Origin of the sequence: Exiguobacterium sp. s130, from assembly GCF_018619055.1 — a bacterium.
In the GTDB taxonomy this organism is placed as follows: Bacteria; Bacillota; Bacilli; order Exiguobacteriales; family Exiguobacteriaceae; genus Exiguobacterium_A.
In genome coordinates, this window is the sequence record NZ_JACSNI010000008.1 from 1 (window position 1) to 24,341 (window position 24,341).

Annotated in this window: 19 protein-coding genes; 9 read left to right on the forward strand and 10 right to left on the reverse strand. The window is 45.4% G+C overall.

The genetic code is table 11. From position 1 onward, the window contains the following. Positions 1-114 precede the first annotated feature (114 nt). The 6 genes from HZS85_RS14905 to HZS85_RS14930 all read right to left on the reverse strand — a co-directional run bounded on the left by HZS85_RS14905 (position 115) and on the right by HZS85_RS14930 (position 8,829). The gene (locus HZS85_RS14905; RefSeq protein ID WP_214856709.1) at positions 115-2,415 is read right to left on the reverse strand and encodes a glycoside hydrolase family 65 protein; all 2,301 of its coding nucleotides are present in this window, start codon (positions 2,413-2,415) and stop codon (positions 115-117) included. 228 nt (positions 2,416-2,643) lie between these two features. Then, positions 2,644-3,675 carry a LacI family DNA-binding transcriptional regulator gene (locus HZS85_RS14910; RefSeq protein ID WP_214856710.1) on the reverse strand — a complete coding sequence of 344 codons (1,032 nt, stop codon included), beginning with the start codon at positions 3,673-3,675 and terminating at the stop codon, positions 2,644-2,646. A gap of 34 nt (positions 3,676-3,709) precedes the next feature. Next, a complete protein-coding gene (locus tag HZS85_RS14915; RefSeq protein WP_214856711.1) occupies positions 3,710-5,233 on the reverse strand; it encodes an alpha-amylase family glycosyl hydrolase in 1,524 nt (507 codons plus the stop codon). Between the two features lie 22 nt (positions 5,234-5,255). After that, on the reverse strand, positions 5,256-6,089 hold the full coding sequence (locus HZS85_RS14920) for a sugar ABC transporter permease (protein ID WP_023467409.1): 834 nt from the start codon (positions 6,087-6,089) through the stop codon (positions 5,256-5,258). 1 nt (position 6,090) lies between these two features. Continuing rightward, complete coding sequence (locus tag HZS85_RS14925; protein WP_214856712.1) at positions 6,091-7,446, reverse strand: carbohydrate ABC transporter permease; 1,356 nt, start codon at positions 7,444-7,446, stop codon at positions 6,091-6,093. 126 nt (positions 7,447-7,572) lie between these two features. Beyond that, positions 7,573-8,829, reverse strand: a complete 1,257-nt coding sequence (locus HZS85_RS14930; RefSeq protein WP_174316741.1) for an extracellular solute-binding protein — start codon at positions 8,827-8,829, stop codon at positions 7,573-7,575. Between the two features lie 455 nt (positions 8,830-9,284). Here HZS85_RS14930 and HZS85_RS14935 point away from each other — a divergent pair, with 455 nt between their 5' ends. Both HZS85_RS14935 and HZS85_RS14940 read left to right on the forward strand, forming a co-directional pair. Beyond that, positions 9,285-11,072, forward strand: a complete 1,788-nt coding sequence (locus tag HZS85_RS14935) for a glycoside hydrolase family 13 protein (RefSeq protein ID WP_214856713.1) — start codon at positions 9,285-9,287, stop codon at positions 11,070-11,072. Positions 11,073-11,212: 140 nt separating this feature from the next. Further along, positions 11,213-12,364: a cation:proton antiporter gene (locus HZS85_RS14940; protein ID WP_214856715.1), complete on the forward strand. Its 1,152-nt coding sequence runs from the start codon at positions 11,213-11,215 to the stop codon at positions 12,362-12,364. Positions 12,365-12,421: 57 nt separating this feature from the next. On the opposite strand, the gene HZS85_RS14945 is transcribed toward HZS85_RS14940, so the two are convergent. Further along, the gene (locus tag HZS85_RS14945; protein WP_214856716.1) at positions 12,422-13,195 is read right to left on the reverse strand and encodes an enoyl-CoA hydratase/isomerase family protein; all 774 of its coding nucleotides are present in this window, start codon (positions 13,193-13,195) and stop codon (positions 12,422-12,424) included. A 194-nt stretch (positions 13,196-13,389) separates the two neighbouring features. Between HZS85_RS14945 and HZS85_RS14950 the strand changes: the two genes are divergently transcribed. The 7 genes from HZS85_RS14950 (at position 13,390) to HZS85_RS14980 (ending at position 20,090) form a co-directional block, all read left to right on the forward strand. After that, positions 13,390-14,772 (forward strand): MATE family efflux transporter, encoded by a 1,383-nt coding sequence (locus HZS85_RS14950; RefSeq protein WP_035398439.1) that lies wholly within the window; start codon positions 13,390-13,392, stop codon positions 14,770-14,772. Beyond that, entirely contained in the window at positions 14,732-15,199 is a 468-nt protein-coding gene (locus HZS85_RS14955; protein ID WP_035409337.1) for an aminoacyl-tRNA deacylase, read from the forward strand. Before HZS85_RS14950 ends, HZS85_RS14955 begins: the two co-directional genes overlap by 41 nt. A 21-nt stretch (positions 15,200-15,220) precedes the next feature. Next, the gene (gene pssA / locus HZS85_RS14960; RefSeq protein WP_174316042.1) at positions 15,221-15,967 is read left to right on the forward strand and encodes a CDP-diacylglycerol--serine O-phosphatidyltransferase; all 747 of its coding nucleotides are present in this window, start codon (positions 15,221-15,223) and stop codon (positions 15,965-15,967) included. 136 nt (positions 15,968-16,103) lie between these two features. Beyond that, positions 16,104-16,859: a carotenoid biosynthesis protein gene (locus tag HZS85_RS14965; protein ID WP_214856717.1), complete on the forward strand. Its 756-nt coding sequence runs from the start codon at positions 16,104-16,106 to the stop codon at positions 16,857-16,859. Beyond that, positions 16,828-17,529 (forward strand): lysophospholipid acyltransferase family protein, encoded by a 702-nt coding sequence (locus tag HZS85_RS14970; RefSeq protein ID WP_251138018.1) that lies wholly within the window; start codon positions 16,828-16,830, stop codon positions 17,527-17,529. The genes HZS85_RS14965 and HZS85_RS14970 overlap by 32 nt, the downstream gene beginning before the upstream one ends. Next, positions 17,526-18,602: a glycosyltransferase family 2 protein gene (locus HZS85_RS14975; RefSeq protein ID WP_214856718.1), complete on the forward strand. Its 1,077-nt coding sequence runs from the start codon at positions 17,526-17,528 to the stop codon at positions 18,600-18,602. The genes HZS85_RS14970 and HZS85_RS14975 overlap by 4 nt, the downstream gene beginning before the upstream one ends. A gap of 15 nt (positions 18,603-18,617) precedes the next feature. Then, positions 18,618-20,090 (forward strand): phytoene desaturase family protein, encoded by a 1,473-nt coding sequence (locus tag HZS85_RS14980; RefSeq protein ID WP_035409346.1) that lies wholly within the window; start codon positions 18,618-18,620, stop codon positions 20,088-20,090. Between the two features lie 421 nt (positions 20,091-20,511). Here HZS85_RS14980 and HZS85_RS14985 read toward each other — a convergent pair whose 3' ends face one another. The 3 genes from HZS85_RS14985 to HZS85_RS14995 are packed head-to-tail and all read right to left on the reverse strand — an operon-like array spanning position 20,512 to position 24,273. Next, the gene (locus HZS85_RS14985) at positions 20,512-21,345 is read right to left on the reverse strand and encodes a phytoene/squalene synthase family protein (RefSeq protein WP_214856719.1); all 834 of its coding nucleotides are present in this window, start codon (positions 21,343-21,345) and stop codon (positions 20,512-20,514) included. Further along, positions 21,305-22,786 carry a phytoene desaturase family protein gene (locus HZS85_RS14990; protein WP_214856720.1) on the reverse strand — a complete coding sequence of 494 codons (1,482 nt, stop codon included), beginning with the start codon at positions 22,784-22,786 and terminating at the stop codon, positions 21,305-21,307. The genes HZS85_RS14985 and HZS85_RS14990 overlap by 41 nt, the downstream gene beginning before the upstream one ends. After that, positions 22,783-24,273 (reverse strand): phytoene desaturase family protein, encoded by a 1,491-nt coding sequence (locus HZS85_RS14995; RefSeq protein WP_214856722.1) that lies wholly within the window; start codon positions 24,271-24,273, stop codon positions 22,783-22,785. The genes HZS85_RS14990 and HZS85_RS14995 overlap by 4 nt, the downstream gene beginning before the upstream one ends. Positions 24,274-24,341: the final 68 nt, after the last annotated feature.

The window sequence follows — 24,341 nt, forward strand, 5'->3', positions numbered from 1 at the left end:
CTTGATCTTAAATGCCTTCGTATATTTGACCATAAAAAACACCCCATAAAAGTTGGATTTTTATGTCCAACTTTTATGGGGCAGTTCATTGGCATCGGTTCTTTTTCATCGTATTTATACTGTCATCGAAGCAGGCACCGTAATCTTTCCTCCTGCCGGAACTTCTACAGTCGTTCCATGAACGTTTAAGCTGAATGCTTCGCCTTCCGTCTGAGTGATTTCGACGGCGTTTGGCTGAACATGGACATGGATATGATGACCGCGCCACTGCATCCGGAACGCATAGCTCGTCCAGCCTTTTGGCAACATCGGCTTAAAGGACAACGTATCGTTCGCTACCCGTAATCCGGCGAACCCGTGGACGATCGACATCCAAGATCCAACCATCGACGTGATGTGTAATCCGTCTTCTGTATCATTGTTGTAGTTATCAAGGTCAAGTCGTGCCGAACGTTGGTACAGTTCGACCGCTTTTTCCTCATAGCCGACTTCCGCTGCAATGATCGAGTAGATACACGGAGATAATGATGATTCGTGAACCGTACGTGGTTCATAGAAATCGAAGTTCGCTTTCTTCTCTTCTAGACTGAAGCGATCCGTCAAGAAGTAGAGACCTTGCAGGACATCTGCCTGTTTGATGAATACAGAGCGAAGGATCCGGTCCCAAGACCAATTCTGGTTCAGCGGAAGATGTTTTGGATCGAGTTCAGCGACCAGGATTTGTTCCTTATCCATGAAGCCATCCTGTTGCATGAAGATACCAGGAGCTGCTTCATCTTTTGGATAATACATCTTCGCGTCGATATCTGCCCACTTCGCCAGTTCCTCATCCGTCAACGCTAATTGATGCATGAGTTCTTGCAAACGTTCTGGTTCTTCTTGTGCCAAATGACGGTGAACGGTCTGCGTATATTCGAGACACCATGCTGCGATCAAATTCGTATACCAGTTGTTGTTGACGTTGTTCTCGTATTCATTTGGTCCCGTCACCCCAAGAATCATATAGACATCCTTATGCGCCACATAATTGACACGGCTTGCCCAATAACGAGCAATCTCGACTAACACTTCAAATCCGTATTGTCCGAGATACGATGTGTCACCCGTGTAGTTCGTGTAATTATAAATCGCATGCGCAATTGCACCGTTCCGGTGAATTTCTTCATGTGTGATTTCCCACTCGTTGTGGCACTCTTCTCCGTTCATCGTCACCATCGGATAAAGCGCACCCTTCATCCCAACATTCTTATCCGCATTTTCTTTTGCTTGCGGTAATTGATTGTGGCGATACTTGAGTAAATTCCAAGCCACTTCCGGTTTCGACGTCGCAAGGTAGAAGTTCAAGCAGTACGCTTCTGTATCCCAATACGTCGCACCACCATACTTCTCGCCCGTGAAGCCTTTTGGTCCGATGTTGAGGCGTGAGTCTTCACCTGTGTAGGTCTGGAACATATGGAAGATGTTGAAACGAATCCCTTGCTGTGCCTCGACATCACCTTCAATCTTCACATCCGCTTCTTCCCAGTGGTGCAACCAAGCTGCTTCATGTGTCGCAAGCAATGGTTCAAAGCCTGATTCGAATGCGACGTGAACCCGTTTCATCGCTTGCTCCAGTAACGCATCGATTTCATGATCGCGATTCGTTACGAGCGCAACGAATTTCTCGACAGTGACACCCTCACCTACTGCGGCTTGTTTCGTGAAACGATTCGCGACGTACTGCGTATTGCCATCGACGACCTCACACCGTGCGCCTTCGACGTCCGTGATCATAGCTGCCGTCACATGCCAATCGAGCTTTTTCGTTTTTGATGTGACATAACCAAACCGTTCTTCAATTCCGTGTTCAACGGGAAGCCAGAACTTCTCATCATAGTTTGAGTCTTCATTCTCAACATCCGCATCGAGATATGATTCAATGATGACCTCTGCTTCGAAATTGACAGGTGTTACCGTATATTGCAAGGCAGCAATTTCTTTATCGACGATCGAGAAGAAACGCTTGGATTCGACTTTTATCTCTTCTTCTCCATGCTTCAACAACATCGCCCGCGTCAACACACCATGTTGCATATCAAGTTCACGTTTGAAGTCGATGACTTCCCACGTATTCAAATCAACAGTTTTTCCGTTGACAGATACTTTCAAACCCATGATGTTGACAGCATTGAGTACTTTCGCGAAGTACTCCGGATAACCGTTTTTCCACCAGCCGACACGTGTCTTATCCGGATAATAAACACCTGCGACATACATGCCTTGATGCGTGTCCCCTGTGTACTCTTCTTCAAACGTTCCGCGCATTCCCATATGACCGTTTCCGATCGATGTCATCGATTCTGCCAATCGATTATCTTCTGGATGAAAACCAAGCTCTGTAATTTTCCACTCATTGACCTCAAAAAGTCGTTTCATCGTCAAGTCGCTCCTTTTTTATGCTACGCATGTCAGTCAATCTGATCATGTAAGCGTTTCATCTATACCCTACATTCTTTATTGTACACATAAAAAGCATCAATGCAATCGTTTGCACGAAAATAAATTTCTTTTTCTGCAACCGCTTCCTTTTACTAGAAATCGACATCCATTTGAATCAAAAAAAGTCTATTTTCAAACCAATCGGTTTAAAAATAGACTTCTGTTTCACGCTTCAGATTTTCCGCCACAAGACTGACGGATGACGAGATAATGTGGAACGATGACGCGCTTCCCATAAGGGGTCGCATCTTCATTGATTTGTTCAATCAAACAATTCGTCGCTTCAAAACCAAGTCCAAAGATATTGATTTCAACAGAAGTCAACGGCGGGCTTGAGAATTCTGCGATGAACAAGTTATTGAAACTGACGACGGCCATTTGATCCGGCACACCGATCCCCATCTCATTCAGGGTACTCATGACACCAAGTGCCATCATGTCGTCACTGACGACGACAGCCGTCGGCGGATGTTCAAGCGACATCAGTCGTTTGACTGCCTCAGCGCCTCCTGTCGTCATGAATGGTGCACTGACGATGTAGGATTCTTGAATCGGGATGCCCTCTTCCATGAGAGCCGTCTTGTAACCCCCGACACGTTCTTGCGTCACAGCTAAGTCCTGTGCGCCTCCGACGAATGCGATACACTCATGCCCAAGTTGATGCAAGTACTTCGTCACTTCGCGACCGGCTAGATAATTATCCGTATCGACATACGTGACATGTGATGAATCACTGAATGGTTTTCCGACGACGACGAACGGAAACTTCGAATCTTGCAGAAATTGAACGACTTTGTCATCCGTACGGGAATACAGTACGACGACACCATCGACACGACGGCCCTGAACCATCGACACGACACCTTCATATACTTCTTCTTCCGAGACACCTGTCGTCATATATAACGAATATCCATTTTGATGCGCTTTTGTACTGATTCCTCGAATGACCTCCGAAAAGAACGGGTTTTGTAGCGTTTTTGTTGCAGCACTTGGCATGACGAGACCGATCGCTTGTGTCGTTCGATTCGCGAGACTGCGCGCATGAACGTTCGGATAATACCCGAGCTCATCCATCGCCTGCCGCACCCGTTCCTTCGTCTTTTGACTGATGCGTGAACTATTCGCAATGACGCGTGATACCGTCGAGGGTGCGACATTCGCTTCCCGTGCTACATCCTTGATTGTTACCTGCATCCCCTTCACCTCACATTTCCCCTAGTTAAGTATTTTATTTTGTTTGACGTTGCATGCGTTTACGGTGAACGAGAAGAAGTATGAGCGCTAAAATCGGAGCAATCGCACCAATTGCGATGATCGACCACCAGTTGACTTGTGACTTTTCGATGACATAGCTGTTCGCACTATTTGCATCAAGCGTGATCTCATAGGCGTCACCATCTTGACGCACCAAGTCTGAGAATAAAAGTCCTCTTAGACGCTGATCATCACCGACTTCTTTCGCAGACACGCGTAAGCTCGTCTTTTTTTCTCCAAGATTAATCGCGTAAATGACTTTTTGTTGTTTCGTCTCCCGTGAGTAGACTGCCATATGATCGGTTTTTGCGATCAAGCGTTGCTTCCCTGTTGCAAACGCTGGGTAGTCCTGACGCATCTCGTTCAACGTTTTTACGTACTGTTGCATCTTCTTATTTTGATCAAATGTCATCATCATCCGGTTTCCAGGATCCTCACCACCTGGCATCGCCACCTCTGTTCCTTGGTAGACGATCGGCATCCCTGGTGCAGCATAGAGTGCGAACAGCGCTAATCGAAGCTGCCGCTCCTCTTCATCTGCTCCACCAATCTTTGCTTCCGTGATGAAGCGCTTGACATCATGATTATCAATGAAGGTTGCAAGTCCCTTGGCATTCGGATTAAACGTAGTATCTCGATTATAAACTGAATCGAGCTCTTCCGCGGAACCATTTTTGCGAGCAAACTGATCCTTGACTCCATAATAAAACGGGAAGTTCGTCACAGAATCAAAACCTAATTTCGAATAGGACGCGATTTTTCGCGGATCTCCATCGAACACTTCAGCCAACAAGAATAAGTCTGGATGCTTTTCTTTTACTGCTGGGATAAACGTTTTCCAAAATGACGCTGGCACATGGCGAACCGTATCGAGCCGGTATCCGTCTATACCCGTTTCATCGACCCAGTAGTTCGCGACATCAACTAAATAATCCACGACTTTCGGATTTTCTGTATTGAAGTCCGGTAAATCGAACAGCCAGTTATTCTCGACTTCCGACGGGTTATTCCAGTTCATGATCGGTTGATTTTTATGAAACCACTCCGGTTTTTCTTTCACCATTGGATGATTTGGTCCTAAATGATTGACGACAAGATCAAGGACGACCTTGATATCCCGTTTATGCGCTTCTTTGACGAGACGTTTAAACTCTTCCTTTGTTCCGAAGTGCGGATCAATCTCGTAATAATCATCCGTCCAGTATCCATGATAACCATTCGGACGGTTCTTAAAGATCGGCGTCAACCAAATCGAAGTGAATCCCTTTTCCTTGATGTAATCGAGACGTTTCGTCACACCTGCTAAATCGCCACCTTGGAACGCTTTTGGATTTTCGGGATCCGCCTCTCGATCATTACTCGGATCGCCATTCTCGAACCGGTCCACCATGATGAAATACATTCGTTCTTTTTCCCAACCTGCTGCTTCACCCGTCATCGGTTGAAGCCCGATAGACAAGAGAAGCGGCAAGAGGAGAAGCATTATGCCTCGTCTCATGCCGCTGATTTCCCCCTTATGATTATCCTTTCGTTCCACCTGCTGTCAATCCAGACACGAAGAAGCGCTGGAATGCGAAGAAGAGAAGAACGATTGGAACTGCTGATAATACGGCACCTGCCGCAAATAACGTGAAGTTATTGTCGAACTGCTCCGACACCATGTTGTACAACCCGACCGCAAGTGTCTGTTTCTCAGGAGAACGCAGGACGAGCGATGCTAAAATGAAGTCGTTGAATGGTGCCATGAAGTTGAACAATGCGATGACGGCGACCATCGGTTTTGCTAGCGGTAAGATGATTTGCCAGAAGATTCGTAAGTGACCGGCACCATCCATCCGTGCCGCCTCATCGAGTTCTTTTGGAATCGTATCGAAATATCCTTTTGCAAGATACGTATTCATTGGAATCGCGCCACCCGAGTAGAGTAGGATGAGCGCCAGATGCGTATCAAACAATTCTAACATATTAAGCAAGACATAAATCGCAATGATTGCAACGAATTGCGGTACCATCTGCAACACGAGGAACAAGATGAGTGAATTTTTCCGACCGACGAAGCGATAGCGTGAAAAAATGTATCCTGTTAAAGTGATTAGCGCGACGGAGACGACCATCGTGATGACGGCAATCTTGATTGTGTTTAAATACCACATGCCATAATCCGTTTTTGACGGATCAAACAAATCAAAGTAGTGAATCAAAGTCGGATTACTTGGGAAGATATCCGATGTAATACTTTTCCCTGGGTTAAGTGAAGTACCAACGACCCAAAGGAGTGGATAGACGATAATGATGGAGGCGACCGTCAAAATGAGATATGACAACGCCATGTTGATTCGGTTTTGTTTTCTCATATTAGATCATATCCTCATCTTTGAATGATTTTGAACGCTTGAACTGAATAACGGCAATCGTCATGATGAAGAACGACAACACAAGCGTGATCGCTGCTGCGAATCCATACTGCGGGTTCGCGCCAAGCGACAATTTGTAAATCCACGAAATCAAGATATCCGTTCCACCAGCCGATTGACCCGGTACTGCCGGTCCACCGTTGTTGAAGAGATAGATGATATTGAAGTTATTGAAGTTGAACGTATACTGCGTGATCAAGATCGGTGCTGTTGCGAAAAGAATCATCGGTAACGTGATTAAGCGGAATTTCTCTCCTGCTGTCGCTCCATCAATTGTTGCTGCCTCATAGAGATCCTCTGGTATCGACTGCAAGATCCCTGTCGTCAGCGTCATGATGTACGGAAAACCTAACCACCACTGAATCCCGATCAATGCAAGCTTCGTATACGTTGGATCCGTCATCCAGTCGAGACCGTTATCGAGACCAATCGCTGGTAACAATGTCGTATTGAAGACACCGAATGTCTCATTGAACATCGAGCGGAAGATCAAAATCGTGATGAACGCTGGTACTGCCCATGACAGGATCAAGATGGAACGGAAGAACCGTTTTCCTTTGAGTCCCTTTTGGTTCAGTAAGACTGCCAGTCCGATACCGATCGCGATGACACCTGTCGTCGAAGCGACGGTCCAGACAAGCGTCCAACCAAGAACGCTGACGAATGTGTCGCGGAAAATATCAACCGTGAAGATATTCAAGAAGTTTTGAATCCCGATCCAGTCAACCAGCTTTGCTGGCGGCGAGTTGTTGAACTTATAGTTTGTAAAAGCAATCAAGAAAGTAAAAATCAACGGTAAGACGACCGTGAACACTAAAAGTACTAATGAAGGAATCAACATCGCATACGGGAATCCATTATCACGGAAATTCCGAAGTTGCATCTTCAAGGAAGGTACTTCGAGGTTCATGTCGCGCAACTTACCGATTCGATACGCATCGATAAAGTTCCAGACGTAAATGGTGATACCAAAGACAAGTAAAATCAAGGCAATGATGCCCTCGACCATTAGAAAGATCGAGTGATCCCCTCTTACGCCTGGTACCTCACCGAGTGTAATCAAGCCCCAAATCGCTCCGCGATCGCCAGGACCATTTCCGGCTCCTTTGAAGAACAGTTCAAAGTTGACGAGAAAATATGATAGTACGACGACAAAAAATGTCGCGCCTTTAAGGAATTGTTTATTGTATAGTTGTCCTACTCCTGGAATGATCGACATCAGCGCCGCAATCGTGCGGTGGTTCGTCTTTTTTTCAGGCGTTGGATTCGTCGGGTGTGGTGTTGCAATCGCAGCCATCGTCCGTTCTCCTTTCCAAAGGTCATGTCTGACCTCAGGCTTCTCTTCCAACCATAAAGATGAGGGGGAATTCAAGATCCCCCTCTCTTTATCTCTTTTTCATGGATTCACGCGTTCCATTTACGCTTATTGATTGTTAGCTTCGATTTGTTGCTTGATTTGTTTGACAGCATCATCAGCTGATTTTTGTGCATCTTGCTTGTTTGTTGCAACAAGCTGGAGTGCTGCTGCCATTGGTTCCCAAACTTGACCCATCTCAGCGATGTTCGGCATTGGCACACCGTTTTGTGATTGTGCGAAGACTGCTGCTGCGACTTCATTATCCTTGATTGCTGCATCTTCTTGAAGCGCAGTGACTGGTGGGATCTCATTGTATTTTTCGAACATTGCTTTCGCGTTCTCTTCACCAGTGAGTGATGCCAAGAACTTCTCAGCCCATTCTGCATTTTCCGAGTATGCTGAAATCGCGTATGTTTTTACACCAACGAATGTTTTAATCGGCTCACCGTTTGGAAGTTTCGGAAGTGCTGAAGCTCCGAGGTTGATGCCTTTTTCTTTATAGCTCGCAACTGCCCATGGACCGTTCATGACAGCAACAGCTTTTTTATCGCCGAAGAGTTGGTCAAGTGCTTGACCACCGCCACCACCGATAAGACCTTTCGGGAAGAGACCTTCTTTGTACCACTTGCCGATGTAATCCATACCTTCGACAGCACCTTTGTTGTTCAAGCCAATATCTGCTGGATCCAATTTGCCACCGTTGTCTTTGAAGACATATCCGCCGTAGCCACCGATTGGACCGTGCGCGAAGTAGAAGTTATCCCAAAGCGCGAGGAATCCGTATTTACCGTCTTTCTTTTGCTCTGTTGAGATCTTGTACAGATCATCCATTGAAGCTGGTGCTTCTTTTAATTCATCTTTATTGAAAAGGAGGATTGGTGTTTCAACTGCTTTCGGATATCCGTAGACTTTACCGTCAAACGTTACTGCTGATTTCGCTGTATCGATGAATGGCTCAAGTGCTTTTTCGCCATCTTTGAGTTCTGCGATCAAGCCTTGGTCAACGACTGTACCGATTTGGTCGTGTGGAAGAAGCATGATGTCCGGTCCTTTACCTGCTGGTCCGTCAAGTGCTACTTTCTTCTGCTGATCTGTCATCTTAACTTCTTTGACTTCAACTTTGACGCCTTCTTTTTCTTCGAACGCTTTAGCTGCCGCTTTAGTCGTTTCAGCTTTTTCAGTGTCTTCCCAGATGACGATCTTGCTTGGTTTTTTACTGCCTGAATCTGAAGATGATGATTCAGAATCTGATCCACCGCCACATGCTGCAAGTGCACCGATTGCCATGACAGATACAGAGAGACCTGCTACGAATTTTTTCATTTCCATGATTAAAATTTCCTCCCCAAGTTAACTTATGAATGATAAGTTTTAATGCACAACGTTTGCATAAAGGCACAACCATTTTCTCATGATAACAACCGAGCAATTGTAAGCGTTTTATGAAAACGTTTGCATCACCTTTACATTTTTATTATACAATCTAAAATCCTTTTGACAAGTCCTTTTATTCAATTATTTTCTTACATTTCAAAACTTTTTATTTTTGATTTCATTATTTGAATCAAATGCTGTAGAGAATAAGTACATAAAAAAGAAAACGTTTTCATTTTTATCGTTTGCACAACATGATGCAAACGATTGCATCATACTCTCGACTTTTATCAGGAATCCTTGATTTCACGGGATTGGAATTGACTTTAAGAAAGCGCTTTACTATTCTTAGGTCGAAGACATAATCAATATGATGCAAGCGATTGCGTTAAGGAGTGACTGCCATGTTTAAAGAAGCTGTGTTTCACCGCGCGATGTCTCCGTTCGTCTATAAATATGATGAGCGAACAATCCACATCCGTTTACAAACGAAAAAAAATGACGTTGATCACGTCGATTTGATTTGGGGCGATCCGTATGATTGGCATACCGAAAACCCAGATGCTGCCGATTGGAACTTCGATCCCTCAAAATCCAACTACTGGAATACATTTGAAACACCGATGAAGCGAAGTGGATCAGATGAACTATATGATTATTGGTTCATCGATGTCGTTCCACCCTTCCGTCGTCTACGATATGGTTTCCGTCTCCATGACAGTGCAACAAGCCAAGTCTTTACAGAGCGTGGATGGTTCGATGAAAAACCGCTCGATGATACAGGCTACTATTTCTGTGTTCCTTTCCTTAATGCAGTCGACGTATTCACTGCACCGGATTGGGTCCAGGATACAGTTTGGTATCAAATCTTCCCAGATCGCTTTGCAAATGGCGATGCGACGAATGATCCAGTTGGTACACTTCCATGGAATAGTACGGCACCGACAACGACGAATCTCTTCGGTGGAGATTTCCAAGGTGTCATCGATCATATTGACTACCTTGTTGAACTCGGCATCACTGGTATTTACTTCTGTCCGATCTTCTTAGCAAAATCGAACCATAAATACGATACGATCGATTACTTAGAAATTGATCCACAGTTTGGCACAAAAGAAAAGTTCAAGGAAATGGTTGATTTGTTACATGCACATGGTATTCGCATCATGCTAGATGCCGTCTTTAATCACGCTGGCTTCCACCATAAAGCCTTTGCTGATATCCGTGAACATGGTAGTCATTCGACATATAAGGAATGGTTCCACTTGCGCGATTTCCCACTCGTGACCGAACCGCTACCGAACTACGATACATTTGCTTTCGTACCTGAGATGCCGAAATTCAATACCGAGAACGATGAAGTAAAGTCATACTTACTCCATGTCGCCCGCTACTGGGTCGAGGAATTCGGTATCGATGGTTGGCGACTCGACGTCGCCAACGAGGTTGATCACGCATTCTGGCGTGATTTCCGTCAAGTCGTCAAATCGGTCAACCCTGACACGTATATCCTTGGTGAAATTTGGCATGATTCACAGGAATGGTTGCTCGGTGACCAGTTTGACGCTGTCATGAACTATCCATTTACGAATGCCGCTTTGAACTTCTTTGCCTTAGATAAAACTAAAGCAACTTCGTATGCGAACGATATGTCGCATGTATTGTTCTCAAACACGATGAATGTCAATGAAGTGACCTTTAATTTAATCGGTTCACACGATACACCACGTGCGTTGACGCGTGCTGGCAATAACAAACAGAAGCTTCGTCTTCTCTTGTTATCGATGTTGACGTTCTCGGGTAGTCCTGTCATCTATTATGGTGATGAAATCGGTCTCGATGGCGATCAAGATCCAGGCTGCCGAAAATGTATGCCATGGGATCCAGAGGAGCAGGATCGGAAGTTATTCGCCTATACGCGACACTTGTTACAGCTTCGAAAGCAGCATAAGACACTCGCGAACAAAGGACATATCTCTTTCGTTCATGCGAATGATGAGACGAATACGATCATCATGCGTCGCATGAGCCCGGAAGGATTGTATTATATCTACTTCAACAATTCAGATGTTCCTGTTTCATTGACCGCTCCACAAGCTGGTCGAGGGCTTGATTTATTGACGAACACGCACCAGCAGACACTTGATGTTTCTCTCCCCGCGTATTCTGGAACGATCGTTCAAGTCTTATAACCACCTAAAAGCCTGTATACTCACCTTCTAAAAAAGAAGTTTTGTGTACAGGCTTTTTCTGTATCCGTTCTCCAAGATAAAAACAAGTTAATGAATGCCATCGAATTAGGGTATAGGGTACAGAAAGGAGGACATCCTCCATGGAAATTTTCTTTTACGCTGGTCTCATCCTCATCGGCTTGTTTACGATCAGTTACTTGAGTGAACGATTCCACGTCCCGAGTATTCTGGCCTTCATCTTGATTGGAATCGTCCTTGGATTTTATTACGATCCTCCCGAAGAACTGAAACTCGGAGGAGAAGCGGGCATCATCGTCCTGTTCTTTTTACTCGGTCTAAAATTTTCAGTGGCGGACTTGCTGATTCAGCTCCGTTCCATTTGGAAAGCAGGAGTCATCGATATTCTACTTTCGTTTGGTGGAACAATCCTGTTGACTTTATCGTTCGGTTTTTCTATCGCCGAATCGTTTTTGATCGGCTGTGTCTTGTATGCGACGAGTTCTTCGATTTCAGCTCGACTGCTCGATCGGGAACCGGATAAACATCAGGATGTGAATCGCTTCGTGCTGTCCCTACTCGTCTTCGAAGATTTGATGGCACCGATCCTACTGACGACGGCACCGTTCGTTTTAGAGACTGAGACGTTCTCGGTAGCAAAAATTAGTATCATCTTTCTCGGATTTGGCTTCTTCTTCATTGCTTTAATCATCATGACGTTGTTCATCCGAAGACGGAAACGTCTCGTCGATTCACTCTACCGTCATCCTGATGCCGGCATCGGAATCATCGGGTTAATCTTGTTATTTTCCGGTATCGGTATTTTATTCGGCTTGTCAGAAGTACTTGGCGCCTTCATCATCGGTATTCTGTTAACCGAACTGGATGAGACGCGTTATCTTAAACGACTAGTCACGCCGTTTCAAGACTTATTATTACCATTGTTCTTTATCACGTTCGGAATGTCATTCGAGTTGACTGACGGATTACCGATTGATCTATTTTTCTTCGCTCTTGTCATTTGGGGAGTCGTCTCTAAATTCTTAGTCGGTTACCTCGGCGGAAGGTCCTTTGGTTTATCGAATTATCATGCGATCGAATCTGGCTTTTGTCTTGGTCCACGTGGTGAATTTTCGATACTTTTCATCACGCTCGCTAGTGGTGCATTCGTGACGTTGACCGGGATATACATTTTTGTTTCTGCTTTTCTTGGAATTTTACTATTCCGTATCTCTACAGGATTGACGAACCGTACACATGCGACCGCACGAAAAATCAAAAAGAAATTGAATTAAAAAGACGTCGGTGCCTCGTGCGTTTCCGACGTCTTTCTTCTATATATGTTCTTCGATTCATCGTCCGACAAAAACAGGGCGTTTTTTTTCGATGAAGGACTCAACCGCGTGACGGTGGTCTTCCGTTTTTCCAGCACGTGACTGATAGATGATTTCTTGAGCTAGCATTTCCTCCAAATTATTTTCATAACTCGCTGCTTGCAGCTGCTTAATGTACCCGATCACTTTCGTCGGACGATTCGCTAGCTGACGAGCAAAAGCTGTGACCTCTTCAGCAAATCGTTCCGCTTCAATGCTTCGCGTCGCAAGGTTGAGCGTAACGGCTTCTTCTGCTGAAATCGTATCACCGAGTAACGCAAGCTCCGTTGCTTTTGCCGCTCCGATCAGTCGAGGTAAGAAATACGGGGCACCCGCATCCGGAACAAGACCGATATTAATGAATCCGAGCGACAATTTCGCTTCAGAGTGGACGAGCCGGAAATCACAAGCAAGCGTCAATGATAAACCGGCACCTGCTGCAACACCATTGATGGCAGCAATCGTCGGTTTTTTCGTTTTAGCGAGTGCCCGAACGACAGGATGATAATACTGCTGTAGATATTCACCATGATCGAGCTCAGGCGAGACGTTTTTCAAATCTTGTCCTGCACAAAAACCGCGTCCTTCACCAGTCAAGACAATGACACGTACTTCCTCATCCTGATTCGCTTCTTCTAGAGCGTCTGCCAGCTCTTCTAATAAATTCGACGTTAATGCATTCAGTTGTTTGGGTCGAGCCAGCGTTAGCGTTGCGATTTGATCCTTGACGACATAATGCATTTCTCGTTTCATCAGATTCCCCTACCTTTTAAAAAATGAATGATTGTTCATTATGATGTATTCGTGATATTTTATGAAAATCCTTTTAAATCTCTTTTTTTTCGATGAAAGACAAAAAACCCTCTTTCATTATGAAAATCGAAGGCGTATAGTTTCAAAAAGATAAAGAAACACTATTCGTTTTATGAAACAAAGGGGATTTATTTATGAAAACAGTCAAGCAACCAAGCTTATTCCACATTACGTGGCCATTATTCATCGAGATTGCATTGCATATGAGCCTCGGGATCATTGCAACGTTGATTTTAAGTTATTACTCAGATAGCGCTGCTGCGGCAGTCGGTGTATCCAATCAAATTTTGAATATCTTCATTATTCTCTTTAACATCACCTCGGTCGGTGCAACGATCATCATTGGTCAGTACCTCGGTGCAAGAAAGACGCAAAACGCTCGTCAAACGGCTCGTTCTGCTTTTGCGATTAACTTGTATACCGGTCTAATCGTTTCTCTGACCGTCGTGTTGTTCGGAAGACAACTCCTTGGATTTTTCTCGTTAGAAGGAGAGACGCTCGTCTATGGCGAAACGTTCATTAAGATCGTTGGTCTGTTCCTTTTCTTAGAAGCCATCTCATTGACACTGGGTGCGATTCTTCGGAGTCATGGATTCACTAAAAATGCTATGTACGTCACGCTACTGATGAATTTCGTTAGTGCTTTTGGTAACGTCATCGCTGTTCTTGGACTCTTCGGCATTCCCGTTCTCGGTGTTGCTGGTGTCGCTTGGTCGATCGTCATCGCCCGGACAATCGCTGTCCTGGTCTTGTTCTTTGTCGTTTACCGCAAACTTTCTTTACGTTTTACAGTAAAAGACTTGATTCATTTCAATCGTGAGGATGTGAAACGAATCATGAACATCGGAATCCCATCTGCTGGTGAAGGGATCTCGTATCAATTCTCACAACTCATCATCACAGGATTCATCGCAACAATTGGTGAAGCAGCGTTGTCTGCTCGTGTTTATGTATCGAATATCACAATGCTTTGTTTCTTATTCACACTTGCGATCGCGCAAGGAACGCAATTACTCGTCGCACGCCAAGTTGGTGCGCAACAATTCGAACAAGCATACGGACGGGCTGTGAAAACATTGAAGATCGCTGTTTTCGCAAGCTTCATCTCAGCTGTTGCACTTGCTTCATTCGGTTCATCGATTCTATCAGCGTTCACATCGAGTCCTGAAATCATTGCAATCGGTATCCCACTACTTTGGGCAAGTGTCATTCTTGAACCAGGTCGCGCAATGAACATCGTACTGATGGGAACTCTTAAATCGGCAGGAGATGTTCGTTTCCCTGTCGCCATCGGTATTCTATCGATGTGGGGAATCGCGGTCGTCCTCAGTTATACACTTGGTCTTGGTTTCGGTCTTGGTTTACTTGGAATCTGGATTGCCTTCTCTGCTGACGAATGGTTCCGTGGCATTTTCGCCATGAAACGTTGGCACGGACGGAAATGGGTCCAATACTCACTCGTCAAAGGAGAAACACATGAGCAAAACGAACGTCGAGAGGCTTCTGAAGCAGTCTAAGATTGACTTTGAATCCCTCACTTATCCTGTTGATCTTGATGATTTATCTGCTGAAGCTGTCGCTAGAAAGATTAATTACCCCCTTTCGACCATTTTTAAAACCCTTGTTTTGAAAATGGTCGAAAATAAATATGTCTTCGTCGTCATTTCGGGGGAAGAAGAACTCTCTCTAAAGGCAGCGGCTAAAGCATTGCATTCGAAAAAAGTCGCGCTTGTTCCGATGAAGGAGTTAGAATTCCTGACTGGCTATATTCGAGGTGGTGTCTCTGCTATCGGTGCTAAGAAGAATTTTCCCGTTCTTTTATCGGATCGTGCTATCCATGAACCATTCATCATCATATCCGCTGGAAAACGTGGACATCAAGTTCGATTGAATCCTCATGATTTTTTATCTTTCACTCAAGGGATTCTCTTTACAAACGGCTGAATTCCATCTCCTAACTATGATATGATGAGTAGTATCGATGAAGTGGCAGGAGGAATCATTTTGTGGAAAGATCGTGTTCGTAATTCAATACCCAACCTATTTACGTTCGGAAATCTGTATTGTGGTTTTTTAGCCATCGTCATGGCAGCAAAAGGTGATTTTCAAAATGCCACCTTACTAATCGTCATCGCGATGATGCTTGATAGTCTGGACGGACGTCTTGCTCGGATGCTTGGTGTAGCAGGCGACTTCGGAAAAGAACTGGACTCATTAGCAGATATCGTGACATTCGGTGTCGCACCTGCAATGATGGCCTACTATACGTATTTCTATGAATTCGGAGAAGTTGGTTTGCTAATCTCTGCTCTGTTCCCGTTGTTCGGCGCATTCCGTCTTGCCCGGTTTAATTTATCGGCAACGAATGTGGCATCTGCTTATTTTTCAGGTGTACCGATTACAGCGGCAGGTGGTATTTTGGCCGTCGTCACGTTGTTTAGCGGACGAATGAATGATTTGATGGTTCCACTCGTCTTCACAGGTCTTGCCTTCTTGATGGTCAGTCGTGTCAAGATTCCAAGTTTCAAAGACATTCCCGTCCCGCGCCATACATTTGTCATCACCTTTACATTGCTGTACGTGACGTATGTCATGATTGCTCGTAGTAATGAATGGTCGACTTTTTGGTTCGTCGCTGTTCCGTTATACATCGCGTTTCTCCTTTTCTCATTTATCAAAAAGAAGAAGCAAAAGCAACATTCAAATGGCTGATGACCTCAAGTGGTCTAGTTTCTCGTACGAGAAACTAGACCACTTTTTTTATTGGACCGCTTCTCCCTCGCTCGTTTTCAAGATATATGGGTATACTTATGACAGAAGCTATCACGGAAATGGAGGAATGTCACGCATGGAACAGTTCCATAAACGTCTTTGGATTTTCTTTTCGATTTGGTTTACCATCGGCTTGATCTTAGTCGGATTTTCTATACTACCCCCTTGGCTCGAATGGGCCAACGCCGTTTTTTTATTCGCTTCCGGCTTATACGCTGCCCTCTACTTTTGGCATGTCTTACCGAAGGGACGCCTTGTCATCCCCTTCATCTTCTTTGGTTCGATCATCATCGAGTCGATTGGCGTTCATACCGGTTGGCCGTTTGGAACATATCGTTATGAATCCGACTTTGGTGTGCAATTATTAGGTGTGCCGATTACGATCGGGGCTGCATGGTTGTCGGTCATGGGTGCGAGTCTCGCTTTCTCCCGTTTGTTCTCGTTTCGCTATAGTACACTGATTCTCGTTCCATTGTTTGCCGTTTGGCTCGATTTAGCGATCGATCCTGTTGCTGCTAATGTGAAGTCTTATTGGCTTTGGCAAGACGGTGGCTGGTATTACGATATTCCGACACAGAACTTCTTCGGGTGGTATGGAACGGCGCTCGTCTTTTCCTTTTTTATCAGTTGCTATCAAGTTAAGGCGACGGATGCCTCACTCGAGCAAAACAACCAATATCTCTTTTTAATGTTGCACACCTTATTCGGCGTAACGGCAGGAGTTTCTAGTCTCTATGGCGTCACTTTGATCAGCTTAAGTGCATTCATCATCTACTTCATTGTGAAACGAGGGGTTATCGTTGAAAGAAGCAAACAAAAGCAAATTAGCTGAGACCGTATTTCATACGTATGTCGATCATGCTTTGATTCAGCGTCATTTTCATCGTGTTTTATACCGCGCAGACGATCTACCCGTCCCAGGGCTCATGCTTGCTACGCATAGTTCTTGGTGGGATGGCATGATTCTCTTTCATTTAGATCAAACCTGTTTCCGTCATGATCCGTATGTCATGATTGACCAGGCAGGACTCGCCCGTTTTCCATTCTTCTCCCGTCTCGGAGCTTTCTCTGTCGACCGGACATCGTTCTCTGATATCAAGACAAGCCTTCAATATGCAAAAGCACAACTCCAAAACGGAAGCAGCGTCTGGATGTTTCCTCAAGGTGAGGAACGGCATCAAGAAGAACGACCGATGCATTTAGCAAGTGGAGCAACGCAATTAATGCGTCATGCGGATACCGTGTCTCTCGTCGCCTTCTACTATTCGTACGGACATGAACAGCAACCGGATGTCTATGTAAGGACGCGTCGCTTTTATCCATTGTCTGACGAACGATCCAGTGTCCAAGTAAAACGTCTGACAGTAGAGCTAACAGCACTATATGACGACATACGAGCAGATGCGATGGCAGAGCGTGTTGATTTGTATCGCTGTATCTCAAAACGAAGGGAACCACTCCCTGCGCGAACGGAACGCTGGTTACGGGCACTTCGGTCATGAGTTGGTTCTTTTTTTTCTTCGCTCTAGCTGTCTGTCTCTACACATGGGTCAATTTAGCTTTTTTACCTCGATTAACGGATGCCGTTCAACCAGATAGTCTAGCAATCTGCATCCCGTTACGTAACGAGGAGCGCAATGTACGAAAATTATTAGACGCACTGGAACCAGCTTTGACATCAGGGATGCACGTCTACTTATATGAAGATCGTTCGACCGATCGGACGCGTGAGTTATTGCTCGATCGGATTGGTCAAGACAATCGTTTTACGGTGATTGATGGTCTTCCCTTACCAGTAGGCTGGGCAGGAAAGGTCCATGCGTGTCATCAACTCGCGAGACGAACGACAGAGGACTATCTATTATTTCTCGATGCTGATGTGACACTGACACCTGATGCAATCTGTCGCTTATACGGAACGTTACGAACAGAACGAGCCGTGTTTCTTTCCGGTTTTCCGTCATTTCCTGTACCGACGTTTCTCGGGAAGTGTTTGATTCCGATACAACATGTTCTTATCGCACAGCATCTTCCGATTCCGTTTCGCAAGGTGAAACATCCGGCTTTTGCCGCTGCGAACGGTATGGTCGTCCTCGTCGAACGACAGGCTTACGAACAAGTCGGTGGACATGACAGTATTCGAACGGCTCTTGTGGACGACCTAGAGCTTTGTCGTACATTTAAACGACATGGATGGACAACGACACTTGTCGAAGTCGCCCCAGTTGTTTCTTGCGACATGTACGCCACGAATGAAGAGGTCTGGCAAGGTTTTCTAAAGAATGTCTTTCGTGGGATGAACGATTCCTACACCGTCGGATCATACTTTCTACTCTTTTACTTGATTCAAGCAAGCATCCTTCCTTATCTCATCATCCATCCTTCTTGGCAGATGGGTGCCGCGTTATTCCTTCTCTATATGGCGCGGTTACGGATCGATGGTGCAGCGCGGATTCGACATGTTTGGTGGCTTCATCCACTGGCGGTACTCCTTTATGTCATCTTGCTAGCCAGTGCGATGATTCGAAGCTTTAGGAAACGGGAAATCACATGGAAGGGTCGAACCTATTCATAAGGAGGAATCAATAGTATGAAACATATAGCTGTCATCGGAGCCGGTCTTGGTGGACTCAGCGCCGCCATTTCATTAGCTGCAAAAGGGTTTCGTGTCACTGTCGTCGAGCGTAATGCACATATTGGCGGCAAGATGATGCCGATCGTCACAGAAGGACATCGCTTCGACTTCGGACCGAATACGATCACAATGCCGGAAGTCTTTCAGTCTGTCATTCTCGAATCCGGTGCGGATCCTGATGAATACTTTACATTTACGAAACTCGAGCGCCATACGATCAATCACTTTTCAGACGGACGCACGTTAACCTTTTCGTCTGGGCGCGAAGCGATGCGAACAGAAGTAGATCGTTTCACGAACGGTCAGTTGGCGAAGAACGATATTACCGGTTACCAAGAGGAAGTCGCGAAGTTGCATACGATCGCCAAACGACAATTTTTCACAAATATCGATTCATATGTCCGCCCTTCCCTTTGGCGTGACATGCTAAAAGTGCATCCCTTTCAAAGTCTCCATGGACTGCATAAACACTACTTTAAGGATAAAGAGTTAATTCAGGCACTTGATCGTTATGCGACATATATCGGGAGCAGTCCGTATCAAACACCTGCTACCTTCAGTTTAATCGCTCATTTAGAATTGAATGACGGCGTCTACTTCACGAATGGCGGCAATACAGCAATCGCAGAAGGATTCGCTCGACGTGCAAAAGAACTCGGTGTCGTCTTCCGGCTTGGAGATGAGGTGACCCAGATCGAAGTCGTCGATGGACAAGCAACGGAAATTGAATTGAATCACTTGGAATATCTCCCGGTTGACTTCGTCGTCATGAACGGTGATTTGTTGACACAATATCCACGCCTGATCTCAGAAACCGCACGACCTGATTTTAAAAATCCGACGCCTGCTCAAGTCGAACCGTCCATTTCGGCCTACGTCCGATGCATCGGTCTCTCACGTCGAATCGAAGGGCTGGCTCATCATAACGTCTTCTTCTCTTCGGATTACGAAGCTGAGTTCAAGGCACTCTTTGATGAAAAACGGTACGCTGAGGAACCGACGATTTATATCTCCAATTCTTCCGTCACAGCACCAGAAATGGGACAAGCGGGTGACAACTTATTCGTGCTCGTCAATGCACCTGCAACGGATACTGGACATGCGATTGATTTTGATACGTATGATCAACTGATCAATCAACGGTTGCAGTCGTTTGGAATTGATATTTCATCAGATGTCGTCTACGAACAACGGGTCACACCACAGGATATCGAACAAACCTTCTTTGCTTATCACGGCTCGTTGTATGGCTTGTCATCCAATGGCATCCGTTCGTCTTTCCTCCGTCCGAGTAACCGTTCAAAGAATGTTCACAATTTATTTTTTGCTGGCGGATCAACGCATCCCGGTGGTGGTAGTCCAATGGTGACGCTTTCAGGAAAATTAGCAAGTGAACGAATCGTCTCCGCTGTCGCCGCTACCCTGTGAACGTTATGTGAATTGCATATCAATCACTTGTACGGACAACTAAGATTTGATACGATTACTTCGAGTTCAAGAGGTAGTGATTGACCCCACATCCTCAATCAAGCGCAAGGTGACTTCCCCGAGTCAAGAGCGTTGAAGAACTTACTTTTTCTAACCAGCGAAATCAAATGGGACCCACCCATTTCATCACGCGACTCATCGTGTGTCCATTCGCATGACTTACGACGTTCCCCCTTAGATCGTCTCATCCGAATGGTCCACAGATAGCTCGATAAAGAAAAGACCATCCCCGTGGTCAAAATAGACCTATCTCGTAGTCCAGATGTTCGCTCTGGTGTAGAAGTAATCTGAGACTCCCCGGTCTCAGACCATAGAAAAAAGACCTTGGTCCCCGCCAAGGTCTTTTTTCTATAGTCTTGTATTAAATCGTTGCGAGCAACTTCATCTTTTGCCAACGGCTGACGTACGCACGCTTCGTAAAAACGTCGTAATGATTATCCCTTGCCGCATCGAGGATACCACGGTATAAGAAGGCAGCTGCCTTTAAAGCGCGTCTGCTCTCCCGCGGATACCGATCAAACGATGGAATCGCCGCATCATACAGATGCTCTGCTCGAAGTGCAACCTCTTCCCAGAGACCAATGAAGTCTCCTGAAGGGCAACCAGCGAGTAACGACTCCGCTGTGACACCGTATGTCTCCATCCATGAATGGGGCAAGTAGATGCGGCCGCGTTTTGCATCTTCTCCGACGTCTCGCAATATATTCGTTAGTTGCATCGCGATTCCAAGATCAATAGCAGATTTACGGAGATCAGGCTGTTGCGGTGCAAGGATTGGCAATAACATTAAACCGACAGTACTCGCTACGTAATAACTGTATTGCTCTGTCTCCTCAAGCGTCTGATAACGATTTTTCTCGATATCCCAACGCATTCCTTCCGCGAGCTCAAGAAATGGTGTCTCATCCATTTCGTAACGTTCAAATACGTCTGCTAACGCGATCCATAGCGGTTTATCCAGTACTTCGCCATCACGGAATCGTTTGAATTCATTCAAAAAAGCCATTAAACTTTCTTTTGGTGTATCTGATTCGTCGACGGTATCGTCAAGGAACCGGCAAAATGTATAAATCGCATAAACAGCTTGTCGATCTGCTTTTGGTAAGAGTGAAAAGGCTTTATAGAACGTCTTAGATCCGGACTGAATGACTTCCTCACATTTGATATACGCGTTTTGGATCGCCACTGAATTCATGTTTCCACCCCATCTCTTGTTCCATTCGGTTTACGAGTATCGTTGCGCCCATCATGACGACTGGTACTCCTCCACACGGATGCACCGATGCACCGACGGCATATAGTCGATCGATATCCGAATATGGTTTTGCCTGTGTCTTTAAGGCAGCTGATTGACGAATCGTCGGAGCAATTCCAAAACTGCCACCTTCGTATAGTCCAAATGCCTGTGCATCATTCGGTGTACGAATCTTCATTTCTTGTATCTTTTCCCGAAATCCCGGATGATGATGCTCGATTTTTTCGAGCACGGTCTCGACGAAGTCTACTTTTTCATAATCTTTCACACCATAGCCACGGGGAGAAGGAATTAATGAATAGACGACGCTATCGTCCGTTCCTGTTAAACTACGATCAATCTGACTCGGATGGAATAGATAGACTGCCGGATGTTCAGGTAATCGTCCTTTTTTAAAGATGTTCGTCATGAGTGGTTCCAAATCATTCGGCATCAAAAATCGATGCACTGGTAAGTCAACTTTCCCTTTCATCTTGAAATACAGCAATAGCGTCCCGCCTGAAGGAGTATATGCTTTAGGTTGTTTACCTTCCACAAGACGTTCCATTAATGGAAACTCTCCATTTAGTACGATTTGATCGAATGCTTCATGTGTTCCACCTTGTAAGACGATTTCCTTCGCCTGTCCTTGGTCAACGACGACTCGTTCAACGGGTGCCTTGAAGACGAATCGGACACCTCGTTCGACTAATGTGTCATACATGCGTTCAGCAAGTGAGAAATAACCGCCTTTTACATACCAGACACCTTCTGCTTGTTCCCGGTATGGAATCAAACCATAGATGGATGGTGTCGTATACGGATTTCCTCCGATATAAAATGTTGGGAAACTGTATGCCATGCGCAAATATTTACTCTTGAAGTATCGCTTCAAATGATCATGCGCTGTCTCTAAAGCGTGCATCTGTAATAATGGACGCATCATTTCTGGATGCAACAGCTCCGTTTTCCGACGATAACCACGTTCTAAAAATTTCGATACACTCGTCTTATAATCCTTTTCTTTTTGATGCATGAATTCATAAAATCCACGACCTTCGCCGAATTGGCGTTCGATCGCAATGGCTTGGTCCACGACATCAGATACTTTCGTAACGACGGTCCCGTCGTCGAAGTGAAGGTCATACAATGGATCCACCCGTTCGAGTTTTACTCCCGTCACGCCTGCTTCTGCCAACTGCTCTTTCAACTTACCTGGCATCAGGACGATTGTCGGACCTTCATCGATGCGTCCACCGGATTCAAAATCGACGGATCGTAATCGACCACCGACATGCGCTTCTTTTTCAAAAATCGTAATCTCGACTCCCGGATGTCTTGCTGTCAGCAAAAGTGCTGCATGCAGTGTTCCGACGCCTGCTCCTACGAATCCTATTTTCATATCCGCACCCCTTCTTTTTTGAGCACGAGTTCTGCCGTAATACGCGCAGATTCGAAGATTGTTGGTAAGCCGCTCCCTGGGTGTGTGCCTCCCCCTACAAGATACAAGTGATCCAGCTCTTCAAACTGGTTATGCGGTCGGAAATACATCATCTGTGTCAACTGATGCCCAAGGTTAAACGTCGCTCCTTGATGGATCCCCATCGCTTCCCAATCGTCCGGCGTGAACATCTCTTCGACTTCAATTGCCGCTTCAATCCCTTGATACGGTGAACGCGTTTCAAGCGTATCCAGAACACGTCGACGTAATTTTGGTCCTTCGATCGACCAATCGAGTTCCGAGTAATTGTTCGGAACCGGAACTAGCACATACATGGCGGACTTTCCTTCAGGTGCTAGTGTCGGATCAAGAACGGATGGATTTTGAACATAAAATGAAAAATCATCGGATAATTCTAAAGTCTGCGTCATCTCGCGAACGTTTTTCTCGTAGTCTTCCGCAAAATAAATCGTGTGATGTGGCGCATCGAATGTCCGATTGACGCCAAGATACAACATAAACGTCGAACACGAGAATTTTTTGCGATCAATTTTTGGTCGGGACCATTTTTTCAGTACTCCTTCCGGTACAAGGTGATTCATCGCATGTGCGAAATCAGCACCGACGATGACTTCATCAAATAACTCATGCTGACCTGACTCAAGGATGACCCCTTCGACGACTTTGCCGTTTAAGATCAATTGCTTGATGCCTGTACCTAACTGAACCGTTCCACCGAGTTCTTCGAGGGCACGTTGCATCGCAAGTGGCACCTGATGCATCCCACCAATCGGATGATGGACACCGTATGCATGTTCCATGTAAGACAAGATGGAGAAACCTCCTGGGCATTCCCAAGCCGACATCCCTAAGTACTTCGCTTGGAACGTAAAGGCATACTTCAGTTCTTCGCTCGTGAAATAGTCGGACAAGACATCATAAAGTGATCGCCCGAGTGAGAGACGCGGAAGTGCTGTTAAGACACGCGGTGACAAGTAGTCCGTTAATCGGTCATGACGTGTCTGTAGAATCGGCATCAACTTACCGAGCTTTAACGCTTGCTCTGCCATGAATCGATCGTACCCTTCCCCATTTCCCGGAAAGTGACGCTCGATCGTCTCTTTCATCCGGTCCCGATCCGTCGTCATCGTAAACTGTTCTGTTCCACCTTTGAAATAGAGTGTATACATCGGATCAAGTGCCTTTAGATCTAAATAATCTTCTAACCGTAGACCAGCTTCGTGAAAGACGTTTTCTAAAATATGCGGCATATTAAGAAAAGTCGGTCCTCGATCAAATGTGTATTCACCTAGCTTGACGGCAGAAGTTCGTCCACCGACTTGCGTCTGTTTTTCATAAACGGTGACGTCTACTCCTTTTCCTGCTAATAACAAGGCACATGCAAGTCCCCCTGGTCCGGCTCCTATCACTGCTACGCGTCGCTTCACCCAAATCTCTCCTTTTTATCTCTCATCGTTTCAACTATTATACTAAGCACATAGTAAGAGCGACAAAT